This is a genomic window from Nocardia sp. NPDC046763 (assembly GCF_040645495.1).
In the GTDB taxonomy this organism is placed as follows: Bacteria; Actinomycetota; Actinomycetes; order Mycobacteriales; family Mycobacteriaceae; genus Nocardia.
In genome coordinates, this window is record NZ_JBEYYI010000041.1 from 1 (window position 1) to 17101 (window position 17101).

A 17101-nucleotide genomic window follows, 5' to 3' on the forward strand; every position below is an offset into this window, starting at 1 on the left:
ACCGACCCTTCGGACAAGCCACATCCCGGACCCGAAAACCAGGTTAACCCCACACCCACACCCACGTCTTGACATAGAGGGGTGCCAGTAGCGGATGCCGCGTTCGTCAGGCGATCCTGGGCGAGGTCTATCATGGGTTGGGAATTGTCCTGCAGGACAAAGGATCTCTTGACGAGGCAGACGAATTCCTGCGGAAGTCACTGGCGATCGTGCAGCGCGCCGGCGACAAGGACGCAGAGGCATCCAGCCTTCACCACCTAGCCAAATCAGCGTATGGCCGAGGCCGATTCGGCGACGCCGAGCAGCTGTTCAGGCAGGCCATCATCCTGACGGAGGAAGCCAACGACCGGGTTGGCCTGGCGTCGAGCTACTTCGAACTCGGCGTGACGAGACAACGATCGCAGTGAAATCATCCGGCCGGTGTCAGCGGAAGTCGGCGGCGTGCTCGAGGACCCATTGGCGGTAGGTGCGGGGCTGTTGACGGGTGAGGTCGGTGGAGATGGGTGTGGGTTCGATGGGCTGGGTGATCGCCCGCTCGTAGTAGCGCAGTAGGGAATCCGCGATTTCCGGTGGCATTCGCTGGGCGATCATGTGCTCGCGCGCGGTTCGCGCGTCGGTCTCTTCGAGTCGGACCGGCTTGCCGATGATGTCGCCGATCAGCTTGGCCTGGTCGGCTTGCGTGATCAGTTCGGGGCCGGTGAGGACCGGACTCTGGTGGAGCAGGTCGTCGGTGAGCAGCGCTCGCACCGCGGCGGCCGCGAGGTCGCGCTCGTGGATGGGCGCGATCGCGGCGCTGGTGTAGGCGGCGTGGATGATGTGATCGGCGCGGATGCGCGCGGCCCATTGCCGGGTATTGGCCGCGAACATGCCGGCCCGCAGGAAGGTCCATTCCAGTCCGCTGCGTTCGATGCGTTGCTCGAGGTCGCGATGCGCGATGCCTGTGTGGTTGTCGGGGTGATCGTCGAGGACAGAGGACGACGAGAGCAATACGATTCGCCGCACTCCCGCCGCGGAGGCTTGCGCGAGCAGTCTGTCCGCCGTGTCGTGCACTGCGGCCGGATTCAGGAAGGCGCCGACCACTCCCGCGAAGGCAGGCGAATCTGTTTGGGAGGCCACGATATCTACGCCGGCGGGCAGTTCTGCGGTGGCGGGGTTGCGGCTACTCGCCCGCACGCCCGCACCCGCGGCGAGCAGCCCCTCGACGATATGCCTGCCGACGTTTCCGGTGGCGCCGGTGATCAGATGCATCTTCTTCATTCCTTGTCTGAAACGAAAATCGCTGAGCCGCAGCGCATGTCAGAGATCACGGCGTTCGAGGAGCGAACCGTGCCGCAGCGAGACCGACATCATGTCGGTAGGTTCGTCCAGTTCGATGCGATGCCATCGGTTCTGTGGCACGATGCACGCCTGCCCTGGTCCGAGAGTGATCGAATCCTCGTCGGCTCCAGGCGTTTCCGGACGCAGATACATGCGGATCCCACCGGTGAGCACTGCGACCAACTCCTCGCCCGAGGGGTGGATCTCCCAATGGTCCGCGTGCGCGTCGGCCGCGCTCTCGAGGTGGAAGACGGCCATCGTCCAGCCCTCGACATCGCCGCTCATGCGGCGCGGTTCATCGAATACCCGACCGTCGGTGAGCATTCGCACGCCACGGGCGAACAGGTCGATAGGGGTCAGTTGCATCGGAAGCTCCTCGGATCGAAAGGTTTTTGTACGTGTATAAAAACTAGCCCACGGGTTGATCCTCTGTCGAGAGCTCGTGCCAAGATGGTTCGGTGGAAACACGTACCGGACGCCCGCCTCGCCTGTCGCGCGCGCAGATCGTGGCCACGGCCCGCGACCTCATCGCGGCCGACGGCGTGGAGGCATTGACCATGCGCCGACTCGCGACCGCACTGGGGGCCACCCCGATGGCGGTCTACCACCATGTCCGCGACAAGGAAGAACTGCTGCTCCTGCTACTCGGCGAGGCAGCGGCGAGCATGCAGCGCCCTGAGCTGCCCGCTGCCCCACGTGAGCGGCTGATCGTCGCCGCTCGCGCCCTGCACGACACCCTTGCCCAGTTGCCGTGGGTGGTTGAAGTACTGACGGCCGACGACCTGCTCTCGCCGAGCGCCTTGTGGTACCCGGAAACCATCATCGATGCCGCGATAGCCGGTGGCCTCGCCATCGACGACGCGGTGCACGCATACCGGACGATCTGGTACTACACCGTCGGCGAAATCCTGGTCCGAGCCGCCGCGAGAAAACGCCGCACCACCGACACCCGGGCAACCTTTCGTGAGAAGTTGTTCGCCGACATCGATTCCGCCGAGCTGCCCCGACTGGCCGCCGTCGCCGACCGTTGGGCGGAACTCACCGACGCCGACACCTACGAACCAGGTTTGCGTGCCGTGATCGACGGCCTGCTTCCTCGCTGCTGACCGCGTCGCCGCACGCGGGTTAGCTTGTCGCTCACCGCAACTGACGTGGCACGGATCGACCGCGATCGGTGGACCGGGGTGATCAGCGCATGCGGATCGGGGATCTGCATCGATGCGTGTCACATCGCTGCGATGGGTGTTGTGTTGTCGGGGCGGACTCGGAACGATCCGTCGCCGTCCTATGGCAGCCGAGGGACCGCCGCATACTCGCTCAGCATATGCTGCTGGACAAGGAGGGAACCGTGAGATCACCGGACGATGTTCTGCTGTTCCTCGTCTACGTCGAGTTCAGGTCGATGGCCGAACCTTCCGAGAACGTCAGCGGGACATGGCAATCCGACCTTGACGGTCAGGGACTGGTGGACCGATGACCACACGATCGCGTGCCCTGTCGTTCAACATCGCCGCCGCCGAGTATGCAACCAATCGGCCGTCCTATCCCCCCGAGCTTTTCGACACGATCGAGGAAGTTACGGGCCGTCGGCTGGAGGGCGCGCGCATCGCTGATGTCGGGGCGGGCACCGGGATTGCCACCGCACTGCTGCGTGAGCGGGGAGCCGAGGTCATTGCCGTCGAGCCGGGGGCGGAGATGGCCGCCGAGTGTCGCAAGGCGGTTCCAACCGTGCCGGTCGTGCGCGGAGACGGCAATGCCCTGCCACTGGCCGGCGCGTCCCATGACCTCATCACCTACGCGCAGTCGTGGCAGTGGACCGACCCGGCGGTCTCGGTGCCGGAAGCGCTGCGTGTACTGCGTAGCGACGGTGCGCTGGCGATCTGGTGGAACACCACCGCCTTCGACATACCGTGGATCCACGCACAGCACCTGCGCATCGCTCACTACTGCGGGCTGAAACCCGAACCCGCCGTACGTCCGGACGACGCCGAGGCCATCCGGCTCGCGGGCCTGACCGGTCTGCATGTCACCCGACGTCGGATGGGCTGGTCCCGCACTGTCTCGCTGGACGTGCATCTGGCCAACATCGGTAGCCGCTCGGCGTTCCTCGTTCTCGACCAAACCCGACGGCACGCCGTACTTTCCGAAGAACGCGCAGTCCTCAGCGCAGCCTTCCCGGAAGGCATCATCGAGGAGAGTTACTCGGTCGATCTATTGGTAGGCCGCTACCCCGCTCCACGACACTGACCCCCTCACGGCAGCTTCGGACATTCAACACCGACATATCCTGACCGGCATGTGCTGTTGAGATCACCCACGGCGCAACCCATCCCCTACCGTCGCGCACCCGCGCTGACCGAACCGGCCAGCGTGCGAGCTTTCCGGTCTGTAGCCGCCGGTCGAGCCAAGACGCATCCGGACCGCCGTTTCGATCCGGGTGCCCGATGGTGGCCGCGCGTGTGTCCGATTGCGCCGAGGTGCATTCGGCTATGCCGGGAGGTCGGCGAGCAGGCTGCGGCGGGCGGCATCGACGTGTTCTTCTGCGCAGCGGGCCAGGGCATCCGGATCGCCGGAACGCAGCAGTGCCGCCAGTTCTCGATGTTCATCCACGACGTGCGCGCGATAGTGGTCGTCGCCGGTGGTGACGCGGTGCAGCTGGAAGAGGTGGACCTGGGAGCGGACCGCCTCCCAGGCGCGGCGCAACCGCTCGTTGCCCGCGGCGGCGTAGATGCGGTCGTGGAAGGCGATGTCGAGGGCCAGCAGTCGGGCAGTGGGCGCTTGTGCGGCCAGTCCGGCGGCCATCCGGTCGACGAGTTCGTCCAGCGCGGCGAACTGCTCGGGGGTCGCGACGCGGTGTGCGGTGAGGGCGGCCAGCCGATCCAGGGCGGCGCGCAGGGTGTAGACCTCCTCGATATCGCGAGCGGCGATATCGATCACGCTCGTGCCACGATGCCAGCCGCGGCGGATGAGCCCTTCGCCTTCCAGTACTGCCAGTCCCTCCCGCACCGATCCGCGGCTGATGCCCAGGGCAGCAGCCAGTTCCACCTCGCGCAGCGGTGCACCGAGGGCGAGATCTCCGGCGAGTATCGCGGATCGGATCAGGTCAGCGGCCTCCTGTGCCAACCCGCGGCGGGCGGCCTTGGGTAGCGAAGTACTCATGTCCCAATGTTGACATTGAGACATTGTGGAGCGCAAGGTGGGATATACGAGGGGAACGACGAAGGAACCCTCAATGAAGGAGTCTCGCCATGCGTGCTGCAGTTCACCTGGCAATCCCGGTCAACGATCTCGACACCGCCCGCTCGTTCTACGGCGATGTGCTCGGTCTCGAGCAGGGTCGAAGCAGCGACCACTGGATCGACTGGGATCTCGGCGGGCATCAGCTGGTGACGCATGTCGTCCCGCGCCCTACCGAGCAGGCCGGAACCAGCGAAGTCGATGGGCATCGGGTTCCGATCCCGCACTTCGGTTTGCTGTTGTCCCCGGACAATTTTCACGCATTGGCCGACCGGTTGCGCACGGTCGGAACAGAATTCCTCATCGAACCGTATCTGCGGTTTCCGGATCAGCCAGGCGCACAGTGGACGATGTTCTTCCTTGATTCGTCCGGTAATGCCTTGGAGTTCAAGGCGTTTCTGGACGAGTCGCAGGTGTTCGCTCGATGAGGCGAGTACTGGTCACCGGAGCCTCCCGCGGCATCGGCCGGGCCGTCGCGACGGCCTTCGCCGAGCGTGGTGATCGCGTCGCGGTGCATTACGGGCACGACCGTGCCGCCGCCGAGAAAACTCTCCGGGACCTGCCGGGCTCCGGGCATGCCGTCGTGGGCGGTGACATCGCCGACCCCGAGGCGGCCCGGCGGATCGTCGACGCCGCGGTGGCGGCGCTGGGCGGGATCGAGGTTCTGGTCAACAATGCCGCGCTGGCCCCGGCCGCCGACAATATCCACCGCGTGGCCGAGGTGGAACAGGCGCGGTGGCAGCACATTTGGCAGCACATGCTAGCGATCAACCTGCTGGGCCCGGTGCACCTGACCTATGCCGTCGCCCAGCACCTCATCGCCCGGGACGCGCCAGGTCATATCGTCAATATCGGCTCACGCGGCGCGTTCAAGGGCGAGCCCGACTTCCCCGCCTACGGCGCGAGCAAGGCCGCTCTTCAGGCCTTCGGGCAATCGATGGCCATCGCGCTCGCCCCGCATGGCATCAGTGTCACCTCGGTGGCTCCCGGATTCGTGGACACCGAACGCCAGACATCCAAACTCACAGCGCCCGAAGGTGATTCGGTGCGCGCGCAAAGCCCGTTCGGTCGCGTCGGCACCCCCGCCGAAGTTGCCGCCGCCGTCGTCTACCTGGCCTCCTCCGAGGCCACCTGGGCATCCGGAGCCATCCTCGACCTCAACGGCGCTTCCTACCTGCGTACCTAGTTCTAGTCCCGAGGTGAACATGTATTCCCTTCCCATGCCGGGCCAGGCGAACCCACGTCGTTCTGCCCGAGATCCCTTGACAGCCTTCGGCGTTCCGTCGGTCGTCCAAAGCCTTCGTACCCACGCGGCCGGGTCGCGGGTGCCGTTCTCGGTGGAGTTCGATCCCCCGCGCGACGCCATCGGCGAGGCGCGCCTGTGGCGCGCGGTGCGCCAGTTCGAGCGCCTGCACCCGGCATTCGTGTCGATGACCTACGGCGCGGGCGGATCCACCAAGGAGCGCACCGCCCGCATCACCGGCGATCTCGCGCAGCAGACCACGCTGGTACCGGTAGCACACCTGACCGCCGTCGGGCACAGCATCGCCGAACTGCGTGCACTGGTGGGCGCTTACGCCGATTGCGGGATCCGCAACATGCTCGTGCTGCGTGGAGACCCGCCCGGCGACCCACTCGGCGAATGGCACCAGCACCCCTCCGGCGTGCGCTATGCCGACGAACTCGTTCGGATCGTGCGCGACCTCGGCGACTTCCACGTGGGCGTGGCGTCGTTTCCGCAGGGGCATCACCGATCCCCGGACCTGGACACCGATACCGCGTTCCTGGCCGCGAAACTGCGGTCCGGAGCGGACTATTCGATCACGCAGATGTTCTTCGACGTCGAACACTATCTGCGCCTACGAGATCGACTCGTGGCCCACGACCCGATCGAAGGCGCGAAACCGATCATCCCCGAGCTGATGCCGATCACCTCGCTGCGCACCGTGCGCCGGGCGGTCGAGCTGTCCGGTCGTGAACTCCCGGCCCCGGTCCTGGAACGCCTGCGCAAGGCGGCCGGTGACGGCCCGGAGGAAAACCGGGCCGCGGTGCGCGCCGCTGGAATCGAGATCGCCACCGAGATGGGGCAGCGGCTCATCGCCGAGGGCGCACCGTGCCTGCACTTCATCACCCTCAACTTCGCCAAGGCCACCACCGAGGTCCTGACCAACCTGGGCTACGAGGTGACCGCTGCTCCCTTGAGCGCCTGAGCCGACGCCGACCCGCCGCCCGGTCGACCCGGGTCAGGCGGCGGTCGCCGGCACGTACGGGATGTTCTGAGAGCTGTTGTCGTCCACCCGAATCGGACGGCCCAGCTGCGGGAAGGCGCGCTGGGCGCAATCGGCGCGCTCGCGCACCTTGCAGCCCGCACCGATCGGCACGGCCGCGCGCGGATCGTCGATGGGCAGACCAAGGTCACCACCCGCGCCGACCAGGTAGCTCGCGTCGACAAACTTGGGGACCAGCACCGTTATCACGACCACTCCGTCTATTCCGGCACGGACGGTGCGGTGAGCAGGTGGCGGTGCAGCAGCGGTCCACCCGCCGCGATGGTGACGGTGAGCGCGAGACCACCGAGGTAGTGGATACGCGGCAGCGACGGTTCGAACAGCCAGGTGACCGTCAGCGCGGCGATGACGAGGACTGCTTTCGCCACGGCGATGCGAGGCAGCGATATCCGGTGCACGGTCGCCGGTTTGCCTGCGGCCCACCGCCTCCTGATCAGATGCACCGCGGTCGGCACGACCAACAGCACGACCGCCATCCGAAGACCGTGTTCCCACAACGGTCCGGTCTGCACTACCCACAGCAGGCCGACCACCACACCCGCGAGTAGATAGCCGACCCACAACCGTGGCGCGAGCCAGGGTGTCCGTCCGCCCGGGATGAGCTGCGGTGCAGGGTTTTCCATAGACAACGGCCTTCCATGGTCGTCCGATCAGATCGAGAGGTTCGGTGCCGAACACCGGATCCACGAGCGTCAGTTCGCCGAGGCGCGCGCCTCGATCAACGTCGTCGCGTCGAAGCGGTCACCGTAGACGTCGCCGAGTTCCCTTGCGCGCTCCAGGAACCGTTGTGCGCCACCGTGATCGGGGTACGCGAACTGCATCGCGCCGCCCGTCGAGGCCGGGAAGCCGGCCATGATGGACCCTACGTCGGCGAGGTCGTCGGAGGTGACAATGCCCTCGGCCCGGCACTTCAGCACCTCGATGGCGACGATGAACAGGAAGCGGTCCTTCAGATCGTCGAGGTCGGCCCGCGGCTCGTCTCCACCGAACGCGTCGCGCAGTCCCGGCCAGAAGCCGAGCCGCTCGCCGTCGGCGTAGTCGTAGAAACCGGCGCCCGCGGCTCGGCCTTTGCGGTCGAATTCTTCGAGCATGCGCGCGACGACCCGGTGGCCGGGGCGTTCCCGGAAGGCTTGCCCCGCAGCCGCCTTCTCGTCGGCGATCACGTGCCGCACCAGCGTCAGGCTGATCTGGTCGACGACGAGCAGCGGCTGGGTGGGGAAGCCCGCCTGGGCCGCAGCCTGTTCGATCGACGCGGCCGGGACACCCTCGTCGAGCATGTCCAGCGCCTCGAATACCAGCGACATGAACAGTCGCGTCAGGAAGAATCCGCGGCCGTCGTTGACCACGATCGGCGTCTTCGAGATCAACCGCACCGCATCCTCGGCGCGACGCACGGCGTCGTCGGATGTCCGGGCGCCCCTGATGATCTCGACGAACGGCATCTTCTCGACCGGACTCGAGAAGTGCATGCCGAGGAACGCCTCGGGGCGGCGCACGCCCTCCGCGAGGAGGCCGATCGGGATCTGCGAGGTGTTGGAGGCCAGCAGCGCGTCGGTCGCCAACCCGTCTTCGATCGCTGGGTAGGTCGCCTTCTTGAGCTCGGGGTCCTCGAAGACCGCCTCGATCATCAAATCCGCGCCGGCCAGGTCGGCGGTGTCGGCCGTCGGCCGGATGCGCGCCAGCAGCCGGTCGGCCCGCTCCCGTGACCAGCGGCCCTTGGCCACGGCCTGTTCGACCAGCTTGCGAGAGTAGTCCTTGCCACGTTCAGCCGCCTCGATCGAGATGTCCTTCAGCACGACATCGACCCCGGCCTTCGCGTATTCGTAGGCGATGCCGGCGCCCATCATCCCGGCACCGACCATCGCCAGTTTCCGAGGACGGAAGGCATCGGGCTCATGAGAACCGCTGTTGAGCTTCTGCATGGCGAAGAACGACCGAACCATGGCCTGTGTCATCGGATTCCGCAGGAGGTGGACGAAGTACCGCGTCTCGATCACCATGGCACCGGCGAAGTCCAGTTGCGCCCCTTCCATCGCGGCGGCGAGCAGATTGCGGGCGGCCGGGAAGTCGACTCCCTTGAGCTGCTTGCTGATGGTGGCGGTGAGCATGGGCAGGTTCATCGAGTTGGCGACCTCGGTCGGCTTGCCGCCGGGGAGGCGGTAGCCGGGTCGGTCCCACGGCTGCGTCGCCTCCGGATGAGCGGCGATCCACGCCTTGGCCGCCGGGATCAGCTCCGCGTCCGACGCGACCAGCTCGTCGATGATCCCGGCCCGCAGCGCGGCATCGGGCCGATGCCGCTGCCCCTGCGCCAGGACGTTGCGCAGGGCATCGAACAGACCGAGCAGCCGCACGGTGCGGACGACGCCGCCTGCGCCTGGAATCGCGCCGAGGGTGACCTCCGGCAGTCCGATCCGGATTCGGCTGTCGTTCACCGCGATTCGGTGGTGTGCGGCCAGCGCGAGCTCGAGGCCGCCGCCCAGCGCGGAGCCGTTGATGGCCGCGACCACGGGACGGCCGAGCGTCTCGAGCCGGCGCAGCGTGTCCTTGATGCCCGCGCAGAGCCACACCAGCTCGGCGGTCGTGCTCTGCTCGCCGAGCGTGCGCATTTCGTGGAGATCGGCGCCCGCGTGGAAGGTCCGTTTGCCGGAGGTGAGGATGACCCCGGTGATGCCGTCGCGTTCGGATTCCAGCCGATCGACGGTCGCGGCGAGGGAGGTTCGGAAGGCGGAGTTCCAAGTGTTGGTCGCCTGGCCCGGGACGTCCATGATGAGGACGACAATGCCCTCGGCGTCGCGCTCCCAGCGAATTGCACTGCTGTCGTTCATTTTTCGTGGTTCCTTCGTAATGGTAAGGCGGTGGTCAGGACAGGCGCTCGACGATGGTGGCGATGCCCATGCCGCCGACGGCGCACAACGTGACCAGGCCGTACCGGCCGCCGGTGCGTTCGAGTTCGTCGAGCACGGTGCCGAGCAGCATGCCGCCGGTCGCGCCGAGCGGATGTCCCATGGCGATGGCGCCGCCGTTGACATTGATGCGCTCCGGATCGACGCCCATCTCCCGCGCGTACCACAGCACCACGGCCGCGAACGCCTCGTTCACCTCGATCAGATCGATGTCGTCGATGGTCAGTCCGGCTCTGGCCAGCGCCTTTCGGGTGGCGGGGGCCGGACCGGTGAAGCCGATCGAGACGTCGGACCCGCTCACGGCGGTCGCCACGATCCGGGCCCACGGGGTGAGCCCCAGTTCGTCGGCGATGCGCTCGCTGCCGATGGCGAGCAGCGAGGCCCCGTCCACGATGCCGGACGAATTGCCCGCGGTGTGCACGTGTTCGATCTCCTCGACCCAGTGAAAGCGTTGTAGCGCAACCGCATCGAATCCCCCGGCCGTTCCCATGGCGGTGAAGGAGGGCTTCAGCTCGTGCAGCGTGGCGACGGTCGCGTCCGGCCGGATCAATTCGTCGTGGCTGAGCAGCACGGTCCCGTTGATGTCGGTGACCGGTACCACCGACTCGCCGAACCGGCCCAGTCGCCAGGCGTTAGCCGCGCGCGCATGCGATTGTGCGGCAAAGGCATCCACGTCCGCGCGGGTGAATCCGTTCACAGTGGCGAGCAGATCGGCCGCCGGGCCCTGCAGGATGACGGGGGTGCGGTGATAGAGGTTCGGGTCGGCGATCGACATCATCCAGGCGTCCGATCCCATCGGGACGCGCGACATCGATTCCACGCCACCGGCGAAGACGAGGTCCTCCCACCCCGAGGCCACCTTCTGCGCGGCGATATTGACCGCTTCCAGACCGGAGGCGCAGAACCTGTTGAGCTGCACGCCGGCGGCGGTCTCACCGAGTCCGGCTCGGAGCACCGCCATCTCGGCGATATCCCCGCCCTGTTCGCCGACCGCCGAGACACAGCCGAGCACGACGTCGTCCACCCGTGCCGGGTCGATCTCGGGGTGGCGGCCGAGCATCTCCCGAATCAGTCCGGTGGCCAGGTCCACCGGACCGGCGGTGTAGAGCGAGCCGCTCGATTTTCCCTTGCCCCGCGGGGTCCGGATTGCGTCGAAAATCAGCGCTTCGGTCGCTGCCATGCGAATTTCTCCTTGATTCGGTGGGTGATTCAGCGCTGGGCGCCCGGGCGGTGCACGAGTTCCCGGGCGATGATCAGCTTTTGGATCTGCGGGGTGCCGTCCCCGATCTGGAAGCCCGAGACGTCGCGCAGCATCGCCTGCAGCGGCATCTCCTCCGACCAGCCGAGATGCCCGTGCAGGACGACGGCGTCATTGATGGCGGCGAACCCGGCCTGCGGCGCCCACCACTTGAGCATCGCGGCCTCCACGGTGTGCGGCTGTCCGGCCATCCGCAGGCCCAGCGCATGCCAGGCCAGCGTGCGGATCGCCGCGAGATGGGTGTAGTGCTCGGCGATCGGGAAGGACACGCCCTGGTTCACGGCCAGGGGCTGGCCGAAGGTGGTGCGCTGCATGGCATAGGCGCCGGCGAGGTCGAGCGCGCGCTGGGCGGCGCCCACCACGGTGAGGCCGATCAGCGTACGGGTCAGGTCGAACTCGTGCATCACCATCTGGAAGCCACCACCGGGCTCGACCGCCACATGGTCGTCGGGGACGAAGGTGCCGTCGAAGGCGAGCGACCCGCGTCCGACCGGTCGCGCGCCGGGATCACGGAAGCGCTGCCGCGTGATCGTCGGGTCGTCGAGCGCCACCACGAACGCACCGATTCCCTTGGCGCGCAACGATCGATCGGTCTGCGCGATGACGGTGGCGACGTGCGCGTCAGGCGCCTGCGTAATGGAGGTCTTCTCGCCGTAGAGCTTCCAACCGCCGGGTACCCGCTCGGCGCGGCAGGTCATGGACTGCGCGTCGGATCCGGCTCCCGGTTCGGTCAAGGCCAGCGCGTGGACGATATCGCCGGCGACGATCCCGGGCACCCACCGGTCGACGACGGCCCGCGGCGCGTACTCAGCCAGCAAGGCGGCAGGCGCACTTTGCAGGAACAGGATGGTGGCGAGGTTGACGTCGGCGTAGGACACCTCCTCGCACGCCAGACCGAGTGCGAGCAGATCGGCGTCCTGACCGCCCAATGATTCGGGCAGGCACAGACCGAGCAGTCCGGCATCCCCCAGTTGCTTGACTTCCTCGAAGGGGTACTCGTCACGCTGGGCTCGCTCGAGGTAGCCGGGCAGCAGCTTCTCGCGCGCGAATTTCCGGACGTTGTCACGGAATTGGACGTGATCTTCATCGAGTACGAAGGGGTTCACAGTGCTTCTCGTTTCGGTTCGGGTGTTCTCCACAGCAATGCGCTGCCGGTCGCGGCGACCGCCGCGAGGAGTCGGCGCACGATGCGCGCCTTGCGGGGGACGTACGGGAACCACAGCGGTTCCCACGGCAGGGCCCGGATGCGTGGCGCGGTGATCGCCTGCTGACGGGTGTACTTGCGCAGGCCCGCGGCTCCGCCCAGGCGGGAGCCGGAGCCCGATTGCTTCCATCCGCCGTGCGGCAGACCCATCTCGAGCAGATTGGTGACGGTGTCGTTGATATTGACTGCACCGACCTCGAGCTCGCGGGCGATCCGCTCGCCGCGAGCAGTATCGCGGGTCCAAACCGACGCCGACAGGCCGTATTTCGACTGGTTTGCGCGCCGGATGGCCTCGGCGGCGTCGGCGACCTTGACGACCGGGATGGTCGGTCCGAAGGTCTCCTCGCGCAGGCAGGTCATCGACTCGTCGACGTCGACGAGCACGGCCGGTGCGAGGAAGGGATCGTTGTCGTCGTTACCACCGCCGGTCAGTGCCCGGGCTCCGGCGTCGAGGGCTTCATCGATGTGGCGCTGGGCAATCGCGTGCTGGGCCGAGGTGGCCATGGCGCCGAGGTCGACGGAGTAGGGGACGCGGTCGTCGCCGCGGCGCAGCGCGGCGACGTAGTCCACCAGATTCGCGACAAATCGGTCGTACAGCGGTGCCTCGACATAGACCCGCTCGATCGAGACGCACGCCTGCCCCGCATTGAGCAATGCGCCCCAGGCGATTCCGCGCACCGCGCGATCCAGGTCCGCGTCCGCCAGCACGATGGCCGGATCCTTGCCGCCGAGTTCCAGGCTGTAGGGGATCATCCGGTCGACGCACCGATGCGCGATGGCCTGCCCGGTGCGGGTGGACCCGGTGAACTGGACGTAGTCCACGTGCTCGACCACCGCGGCGCCGGTCGCACCGTCGCCGGTCACCACCGCGAACACCGGCGGCGCCCCGATCTCGCGCCAGCCGCGCTGCAATTCCAGCGCGGTCAACGGTGTCACCTCCGACGGCTTGAGCAACACCGCCGCACCGGCCAGTAGTGCCGTGATCACGTCGGCACCAGGAATCAGCAGTGGAAAATTCCATGGGGAAATCACGCCCACCACCGGATACGGACGGTAGAGACGCCGCATTCGTTTCGCGGCGCTCAGTAGTCCTGACGGCCGGACCGGTTCGTCGGCCAGGAATTCCCGTGCGTGCCTGGCAAAGTAGCTGATCGCCTCGGCCACGAACGGCAGCTCGATCTCCGCTTCCGCGCGCGGCTTGCCCGACTCGCGTTGCAGCACATCGGCAATGCGATCGCGTTCGGCGAGCAGCCATTCGCGTAGCGCCCGCAACCATCCGGCTCGGGCGAGCGGACCGATCGCCTCCCATTCCCGTTGGTGCTCACGCAATTCCCGCACGGTCGCGGCCACCGCCTCGGGCGGCTGGTTCGGCACCGTGCCCAGGATCGTGCCGTGAATCGGTGATCGCACCTCGATGGTGTCGGTCATGCCGCGCCGCCGGTGAGCCGCCGATGGTAGCGCTCGCGCAGCGCCGGATCGACATGGGTGGCACCGATATCGAGCCGCAATGCGTGCAGCATCACGTACTGCGCGCTCTTGGGCAGGATGGCCAGCAAGCCGAGCAGCCGGCCGAGCGATTTCGGAATCACTGCGCGCCGCCGGCCTTTCGCTACCGCAGCGACGATACCGGCGGCCACGTCCTCGGGATCGACGGTCGAGACGCCTTCCAGCCACTTCGGCAGCCGGGTGCCCGCCGACAGCTCGGTGCGCACCACGCCCGGCAGGACCATGGTGACGGCCACGCCCTCGGTTCGCAGCTCGCGTTCGAGCGTCTCGGTGAAGCCGATGACGAAACGCTTCGTCCCGCAGTAGGTTGCCAGGCCCGGCAGTACCGTGACCCCGGCCAGCGACGCGACATTGACGATGTGTCCGCTCCGGCGCGGGCGGAACCGCTCGACGGCAAGCCGAGAGCCGGTGAGTACGCCATTGATATTGATGTCCACCATCCGCGCGGTCATCGCGGGATCCTCATCGGCGAACAGTCCGGTCGGCATGATGCCCGCGTTGTTCACGAGCACGTCGAGTGGGCCCAGTTCGGCTTCGACGGCGGTGAGAAAGCCCGCGAACGAGGCCGGATCGGTGACGTCGAGGGGCAGTCCGACGATGCGGGCGCCGGTGTGGGCGGACAGTTCGGCGGCCGTCCGGTCGGCGAGTTCGGCGTCGATGTCACCGATCGCGACCTGCGCACCGGCGGCGAGGAAGGCCGCCGCGGTCGCACGGCCGATGCCGCGGGCACCTCCGGTCACGGCAATCACCCTGCCTCGCAGACCTTGTGAAGAAACAGCTGGTCGGGCCATGTCAGGCACCTGCTTTCGTCGTGTAGAGCGCCTCGATCTCGGCCGCGTACTTCGCCGCGATCCGCCCGCGCTGGAGTTTCATGGTGGGTGTGAGCTCGTCTCCGCCGGGCTCCCAGTACACGGGCAGGATCGAGAACTTCTTGATCTGCTCCACCCGCGACAGCTTCGTATTCGCCTGTGCGACAGCATTTTCGATGACACGCACAATCTCCGGACGACCCGCCAGCGCCGCGGCCGAGGCATCGCCGATGCCGTGCCCGCGGGCGAACACCGCGGCGGCGTCCGCGTCGAGGGTGATCAGCGCGGTGACGTACTTGCGCCGGTCGCCGATGGCGGCCACGCAGCCGATCAGAGCGGACGCCGAGATGACGGTGTTCTCGATATTGTTCGGGGACATGTTCTTTCCCGCGGAGTTGATGATCAGCTCCTTCTTGCGGTCGACGATCCGCACGTATCCGTCCGCGTCGATGGAGCCGATATCACCGGTGTGCACCCAGCCCTCGGCGTCGATGGTCTCGGCGGTGCGCACCGGATCGTTGCGGTAGCCGCGCATGACGCCCGGGGTGCGGACCAGCAGTTCACCGTCGTCGGCCCGCCGGATCTCCACGTCGCGCAGCGGAATGCCGACCGTCCCGGACCGGATCGCGCTGGGCGGGTTGATGGTGGTCACCAGGATTTCCGACATGCCCCAGCCCTCGCAGCACGGAATGCCGAGTCCGAGAATGAATTCCAAGGTTTCCGGGGCGATCGGGGCGGCGCCGGTGAGCGCGAGCGTCACGTGGTCGAGGCCCAGTTTCGCGGTCAGGCCGGACAGCACCAGGCGGTCGGCGACCAGGTTCCGCACCCGCTCGAGCGCCGTCGGGACGGTCCCCGCCATCCGGTGCACGGCCCGGCGTCGTCCGACACCGAGCGCCCAGGATGCGATCGCCCGGCGTGGGAATTCCTGTGCCGCGACGGCATTTTCGATCGCCGCCTGCAGCTTGTACCAGAGCATCGGCACTGCCAGGAACAGCGTCGGCCGCACCGTGGGCAGCACGTCGACGAGTTCCCTGCTGTCGGCCACCGTGGTGACGGTCGCGCCGGCCGCGGCCGGGGCGTACTGGCCGAACCACCGGTTCAGTGCGTGTGCGTCCGGGAGATACGAGACGACCCGTCCATCAACCGCCCCGGCGGCGAATTCGGGGATCGCGAACACGGCCTCGGTGAAGTACAGCAGGGCACGATGAGTGAGTTCGACGCCCTTTGGCGGCCCGGTGGTACCGGAGGTGTAGATCAGCGCCAGTAGATCGTCGGGACCCACTGCGCGCCAGGCGCTTTCGAAGTCGAACTCGGGGTCTCCGGCCGACTCCACGTCGGCCAGGCTCATGACCTCGTCACCGCCGCCGTCGACGCAGACGATGTGTTGGACCTTGCCCTCGCGACGCGCCTCGCGCACCTTCGGCAGGAATTGCGCCTCACAGACGACGACGGTGTTCTCCGCATTGGCGAACAGGTAGCCGACCTGCTCCACGCTGCTGGTGTTGTAGATCGAGAACGGGGTCGCGCCGAGGTGATAGACGGCGGTATCGACCAGATGGAACTCGGGCCGGTTGGTCAGCATGAGCGCGACGATGTCGCCACGTGACACACCCAGCGCCGCGAGCCCCGCCGCTATGCGGCGCACCCCCTGGGCGTAGTCGCCCCAGCTGATCGAGACCGCGCCATCGGAGGACCGCAGGGCGATCTGGTTCGCACGTGCCGCCGCGGTGGCTTGAAAGAGTTCGCAGAAGCTGTGGGCCGCGCGTATCCGCTCGATCGCCGTCGATTCGGGCATGGAGATCCTTCGGCAGTTGGGTACGTTTCACGGTAAGTTTGTACCCATTCGCGTACCCAGTCAAGGGTCTCGGTACGATGAGCACCTGAAATTCGAGGTCTAGAGAGTTGGAAAGCGAGGATCGCCGATGTCAGTCACACAAACCGGCGCACGCCGCACGGGCGCCGGGCGTCGGATGAGCGAGGAACGACGCGACGGCATCCTGCAGCGACTCGAAACCATCATCCTGGCCGAGGGCTTCGCCACCCTGACGATCGATGAGATCGCGAGCCGGCTGCAGTGTTCGAAATCCACGCTCTACGCCATCGCGTCGAGCCGGGAACAGCTGATCATCAAGACGCTCGACCGCATCTTTCGCGCCCGAGGCGAGAAGATCGACCAGCAGGCGCGCCTGGCCGGCACCCCACGGGATCGAATCATCACCTATATCAACGGAGTTCGCGACGAGATGGCGACCATCTCGCGCGCCTGCTACGCCGACATGCGAGCCTTCGAGCCCGCCGACGAACTGTATCGCCGCAATGCCCACGCCTCGGCCGACCACCTTCGCGATTTCATCGACGAAGGCATCGCGGACGGGTCCTTTCGGCCGGCGAACGCCGAATTCCTCGGCCTGGCAGTGAATCTGCTGCTCGGGGCCGTGCTCGACGGCACCTTCGTCGAGCGCCTGCAGATGTCGGACACCGACGCCTACGTCGAGATCACCACCCTGATTCTGCACGCGCTGTCCGCACCCGTGCAGTGAGCACGGCCCGGCCGGACGCCACCGAAGAGCGGAACATCC

The 17101-nt window shown here is 67.1% G+C and carries 18 protein-coding genes; 7 read left to right on the forward strand and 11 right to left on the reverse strand.

What is annotated here, in order from left to right; genetic code table 11:
• Window positions 1-116: 116 nt before the first annotated feature.
• A complete protein-coding gene (locus tag ABZ909_RS39825) occupies window positions 117-407 on the forward strand; it encodes a tetratricopeptide repeat protein (RefSeq protein ID WP_357011048.1) in 291 nt (96 codons plus the stop codon).
• Between the two features lie 16 nt (window positions 408-423).
• On the opposite strand, the gene ABZ909_RS39830 is transcribed toward ABZ909_RS39825, so the two are convergent.
• Window positions 424-1248, reverse strand: coding sequence for an NAD(P)H-binding protein (locus tag ABZ909_RS39830; RefSeq protein WP_357010933.1), 825 nt, complete (start codon window positions 1246-1248; stop codon window positions 424-426).
• 48 nt (window positions 1249-1296) lie between these two features.
• On the reverse strand, window positions 1297-1683 hold the full coding sequence (locus tag ABZ909_RS39835; protein WP_357010935.1) for a cupin: 387 nt from the start codon (window positions 1681-1683) through the stop codon (window positions 1297-1299).
• 92 nt (window positions 1684-1775) lie between these two features.
• On the opposite strand from ABZ909_RS39835, the gene ABZ909_RS39840 reads away from it, so the two are divergent.
• Both ABZ909_RS39840 and ABZ909_RS39845 read left to right on the forward strand, forming a co-directional pair.
• Window positions 1776-2423, forward strand: coding sequence for a TetR/AcrR family transcriptional regulator (locus tag ABZ909_RS39840; protein WP_357010937.1), 648 nt, complete (start codon window positions 1776-1778; stop codon window positions 2421-2423).
• A gap of 367 nt (window positions 2424-2790) precedes the next feature.
• Window positions 2791-3564, forward strand: coding sequence for a class I SAM-dependent methyltransferase (locus tag ABZ909_RS39845; RefSeq protein WP_357010939.1), 774 nt, complete (start codon window positions 2791-2793; stop codon window positions 3562-3564).
• A gap of 240 nt (window positions 3565-3804) precedes the next feature.
• Here the strand turns inward: ABZ909_RS39845 and ABZ909_RS39850 are convergent, their stop codons facing one another.
• Complete coding sequence (locus ABZ909_RS39850; protein WP_357010941.1) at window positions 3805-4476, reverse strand: GntR family transcriptional regulator; 672 nt, start codon at window positions 4474-4476, stop codon at window positions 3805-3807.
• Window positions 4477-4565: 89 nt separating this feature from the next.
• On the opposite strand from ABZ909_RS39850, the gene ABZ909_RS39855 reads away from it, so the two are divergent.
• Genes ABZ909_RS39855 through ABZ909_RS39865 form a run of 3 tightly spaced genes read left to right on the forward strand, consistent with a single transcriptional unit; the run spans window position 4566 to window position 6764 of the window.
• Window positions 4566-4982, forward strand: a complete 417-nt coding sequence (locus ABZ909_RS39855; protein ID WP_357010943.1) for a VOC family protein — start codon at window positions 4566-4568, stop codon at window positions 4980-4982.
• Window positions 4979-5740 (forward strand): SDR family oxidoreductase, encoded by a 762-nt coding sequence (locus ABZ909_RS39860; RefSeq protein ID WP_357010945.1) that lies wholly within the window; start codon window positions 4979-4981, stop codon window positions 5738-5740. Before ABZ909_RS39855 ends, ABZ909_RS39860 begins: the two co-directional genes overlap by 4 nt.
• Before the next feature lie 34 nt (window positions 5741-5774).
• Window positions 5775-6764 carry a methylenetetrahydrofolate reductase gene (locus ABZ909_RS39865; RefSeq protein ID WP_357011050.1) on the forward strand — a complete coding sequence of 330 codons (990 nt, stop codon included), beginning with the start codon at window positions 5775-5777 and terminating at the stop codon, window positions 6762-6764.
• A 33-nt stretch (window positions 6765-6797) separates the two neighbouring features.
• Here the strand turns inward: ABZ909_RS39865 and ABZ909_RS39870 are convergent, their stop codons facing one another.
• The 8 genes from ABZ909_RS39870 to ABZ909_RS39905 all read right to left on the reverse strand — a co-directional run bounded on the left by ABZ909_RS39870 (window position 6798) and on the right by ABZ909_RS39905 (window position 16317).
• Complete coding sequence (locus tag ABZ909_RS39870; protein ID WP_357010947.1) at window positions 6798-7031, reverse strand: short-chain fatty acyl-CoA regulator family protein; 234 nt, start codon at window positions 7029-7031, stop codon at window positions 6798-6800.
• 11 nt (window positions 7032-7042) lie between these two features.
• Complete coding sequence (locus ABZ909_RS39875) at window positions 7043-7465, reverse strand: hypothetical protein (RefSeq protein WP_357010949.1); 423 nt, start codon at window positions 7463-7465, stop codon at window positions 7043-7045.
• Window positions 7466-7534: 69 nt separating this feature from the next.
• A complete protein-coding gene (locus tag ABZ909_RS39880) occupies window positions 7535-9667 on the reverse strand; it encodes a 3-hydroxyacyl-CoA dehydrogenase NAD-binding domain-containing protein (protein ID WP_357010951.1) in 2133 nt (710 codons plus the stop codon).
• A 34-nt stretch (window positions 9668-9701) separates the two neighbouring features.
• Window positions 9702-10925, reverse strand: coding sequence for an acetyl-CoA C-acetyltransferase (locus ABZ909_RS39885; RefSeq protein ID WP_357010953.1), 1224 nt, complete (start codon window positions 10923-10925; stop codon window positions 9702-9704).
• A gap of 29 nt (window positions 10926-10954) precedes the next feature.
• The gene (locus tag ABZ909_RS39890) at window positions 10955-12109 is read right to left on the reverse strand and encodes an acyl-CoA dehydrogenase family protein (RefSeq protein ID WP_357010955.1); all 1155 of its coding nucleotides are present in this window, start codon (window positions 12107-12109) and stop codon (window positions 10955-10957) included.
• A complete protein-coding gene (locus ABZ909_RS39895) occupies window positions 12106-13635 on the reverse strand; it encodes an aldehyde dehydrogenase family protein (protein WP_357010957.1) in 1530 nt (509 codons plus the stop codon). Before ABZ909_RS39895 ends, ABZ909_RS39890 begins: the two co-directional genes overlap by 4 nt.
• Window positions 13632-14504, reverse strand: a complete 873-nt coding sequence (locus ABZ909_RS39900; protein ID WP_357010958.1) for an SDR family oxidoreductase — start codon at window positions 14502-14504, stop codon at window positions 13632-13634. The genes ABZ909_RS39895 and ABZ909_RS39900 overlap by 4 nt, the downstream gene beginning before the upstream one ends.
• A gap of 1 nt (window position 14505) precedes the next feature.
• Window positions 14506-16317, reverse strand: a complete 1812-nt coding sequence (locus ABZ909_RS39905) for a long-chain fatty acid--CoA ligase (RefSeq protein WP_357010960.1) — start codon at window positions 16315-16317, stop codon at window positions 14506-14508.
• A 127-nt stretch (window positions 16318-16444) separates the two neighbouring features.
• Here ABZ909_RS39905 and ABZ909_RS39910 point away from each other — a divergent pair, with 127 nt between their 5' ends.
• Window positions 16445-17062: a TetR/AcrR family transcriptional regulator gene (locus ABZ909_RS39910; RefSeq protein ID WP_357010962.1), complete on the forward strand. Its 618-nt coding sequence runs from the start codon at window positions 16445-16447 to the stop codon at window positions 17060-17062.
• Window positions 17063-17101 lie beyond the last annotated feature (39 nt).

Bases quoted from the DNA above. Each gene is read 5' to 3' on its own strand.
- ABZ909_RS39830 (WP_357010933.1), bottom strand. From the start codon at position 1,248: ATGCATCTGATCACCGGCGCCACCGGAAACGTCGGCAGGCATATCGTC.
- ABZ909_RS39835 (WP_357010935.1), bottom strand. From the start codon at position 1,683: ATGCAACTGACCCCTATCGACCTGTTCGCCCGTGGCGTGCGAATGCTC.
- ABZ909_RS39845 (WP_357010939.1), top strand. From the start codon at position 2,791: ATGACCACACGATCGCGTGCCCTGTCGTTCAACATCGCCGCCGCCGAG.
- ABZ909_RS39850 (WP_357010941.1), bottom strand. From the start codon at position 4,476: ATGAGTACTTCGCTACCCAAGGCCGCCCGCCGCGGGTTGGCACAGGAG.
- ABZ909_RS39855 (WP_357010943.1), top strand. From the start codon at position 4,566: ATGCGTGCTGCAGTTCACCTGGCAATCCCGGTCAACGATCTCGACACC.
- ABZ909_RS39860 (WP_357010945.1), top strand. From the start codon at position 4,979: ATGAGGCGAGTACTGGTCACCGGAGCCTCCCGCGGCATCGGCCGGGCC.
- ABZ909_RS39865 (WP_357011050.1), top strand. From the start codon at position 5,775: ATGCCGGGCCAGGCGAACCCACGTCGTTCTGCCCGAGATCCCTTGACA.
- ABZ909_RS39875 (WP_357010949.1), bottom strand. From the start codon at position 7,465: ATGGAAAACCCTGCACCGCAGCTCATCCCGGGCGGACGGACACCCTGG.
- ABZ909_RS39880 (WP_357010951.1), bottom strand. From the start codon at position 9,667: ATGAACGACAGCAGTGCAATTCGCTGGGAGCGCGACGCCGAGGGCATT.
- ABZ909_RS39885 (WP_357010953.1), bottom strand. From the start codon at position 10,925: ATGGCAGCGACCGAAGCGCTGATTTTCGACGCAATCCGGACCCCGCGG.
- ABZ909_RS39895 (WP_357010957.1), bottom strand. From the start codon at position 13,635: ATGACCGACACCATCGAGGTGCGATCACCGATTCACGGCACGATCCTG.
- ABZ909_RS39900 (WP_357010958.1), bottom strand. From the start codon at position 14,504: ATGGCCCGACCAGCTGTTTCTTCACAAGGTCTGCGAGGCAGGGTGATT.
- ABZ909_RS39905 (WP_357010960.1), bottom strand. From the start codon at position 16,317: ATGCCCGAATCGACGGCGATCGAGCGGATACGCGCGGCCCACAGCTTC.
- ABZ909_RS39910 (WP_357010962.1), top strand. From the start codon at position 16,445: ATGTCAGTCACACAAACCGGCGCACGCCGCACGGGCGCCGGGCGTCGG.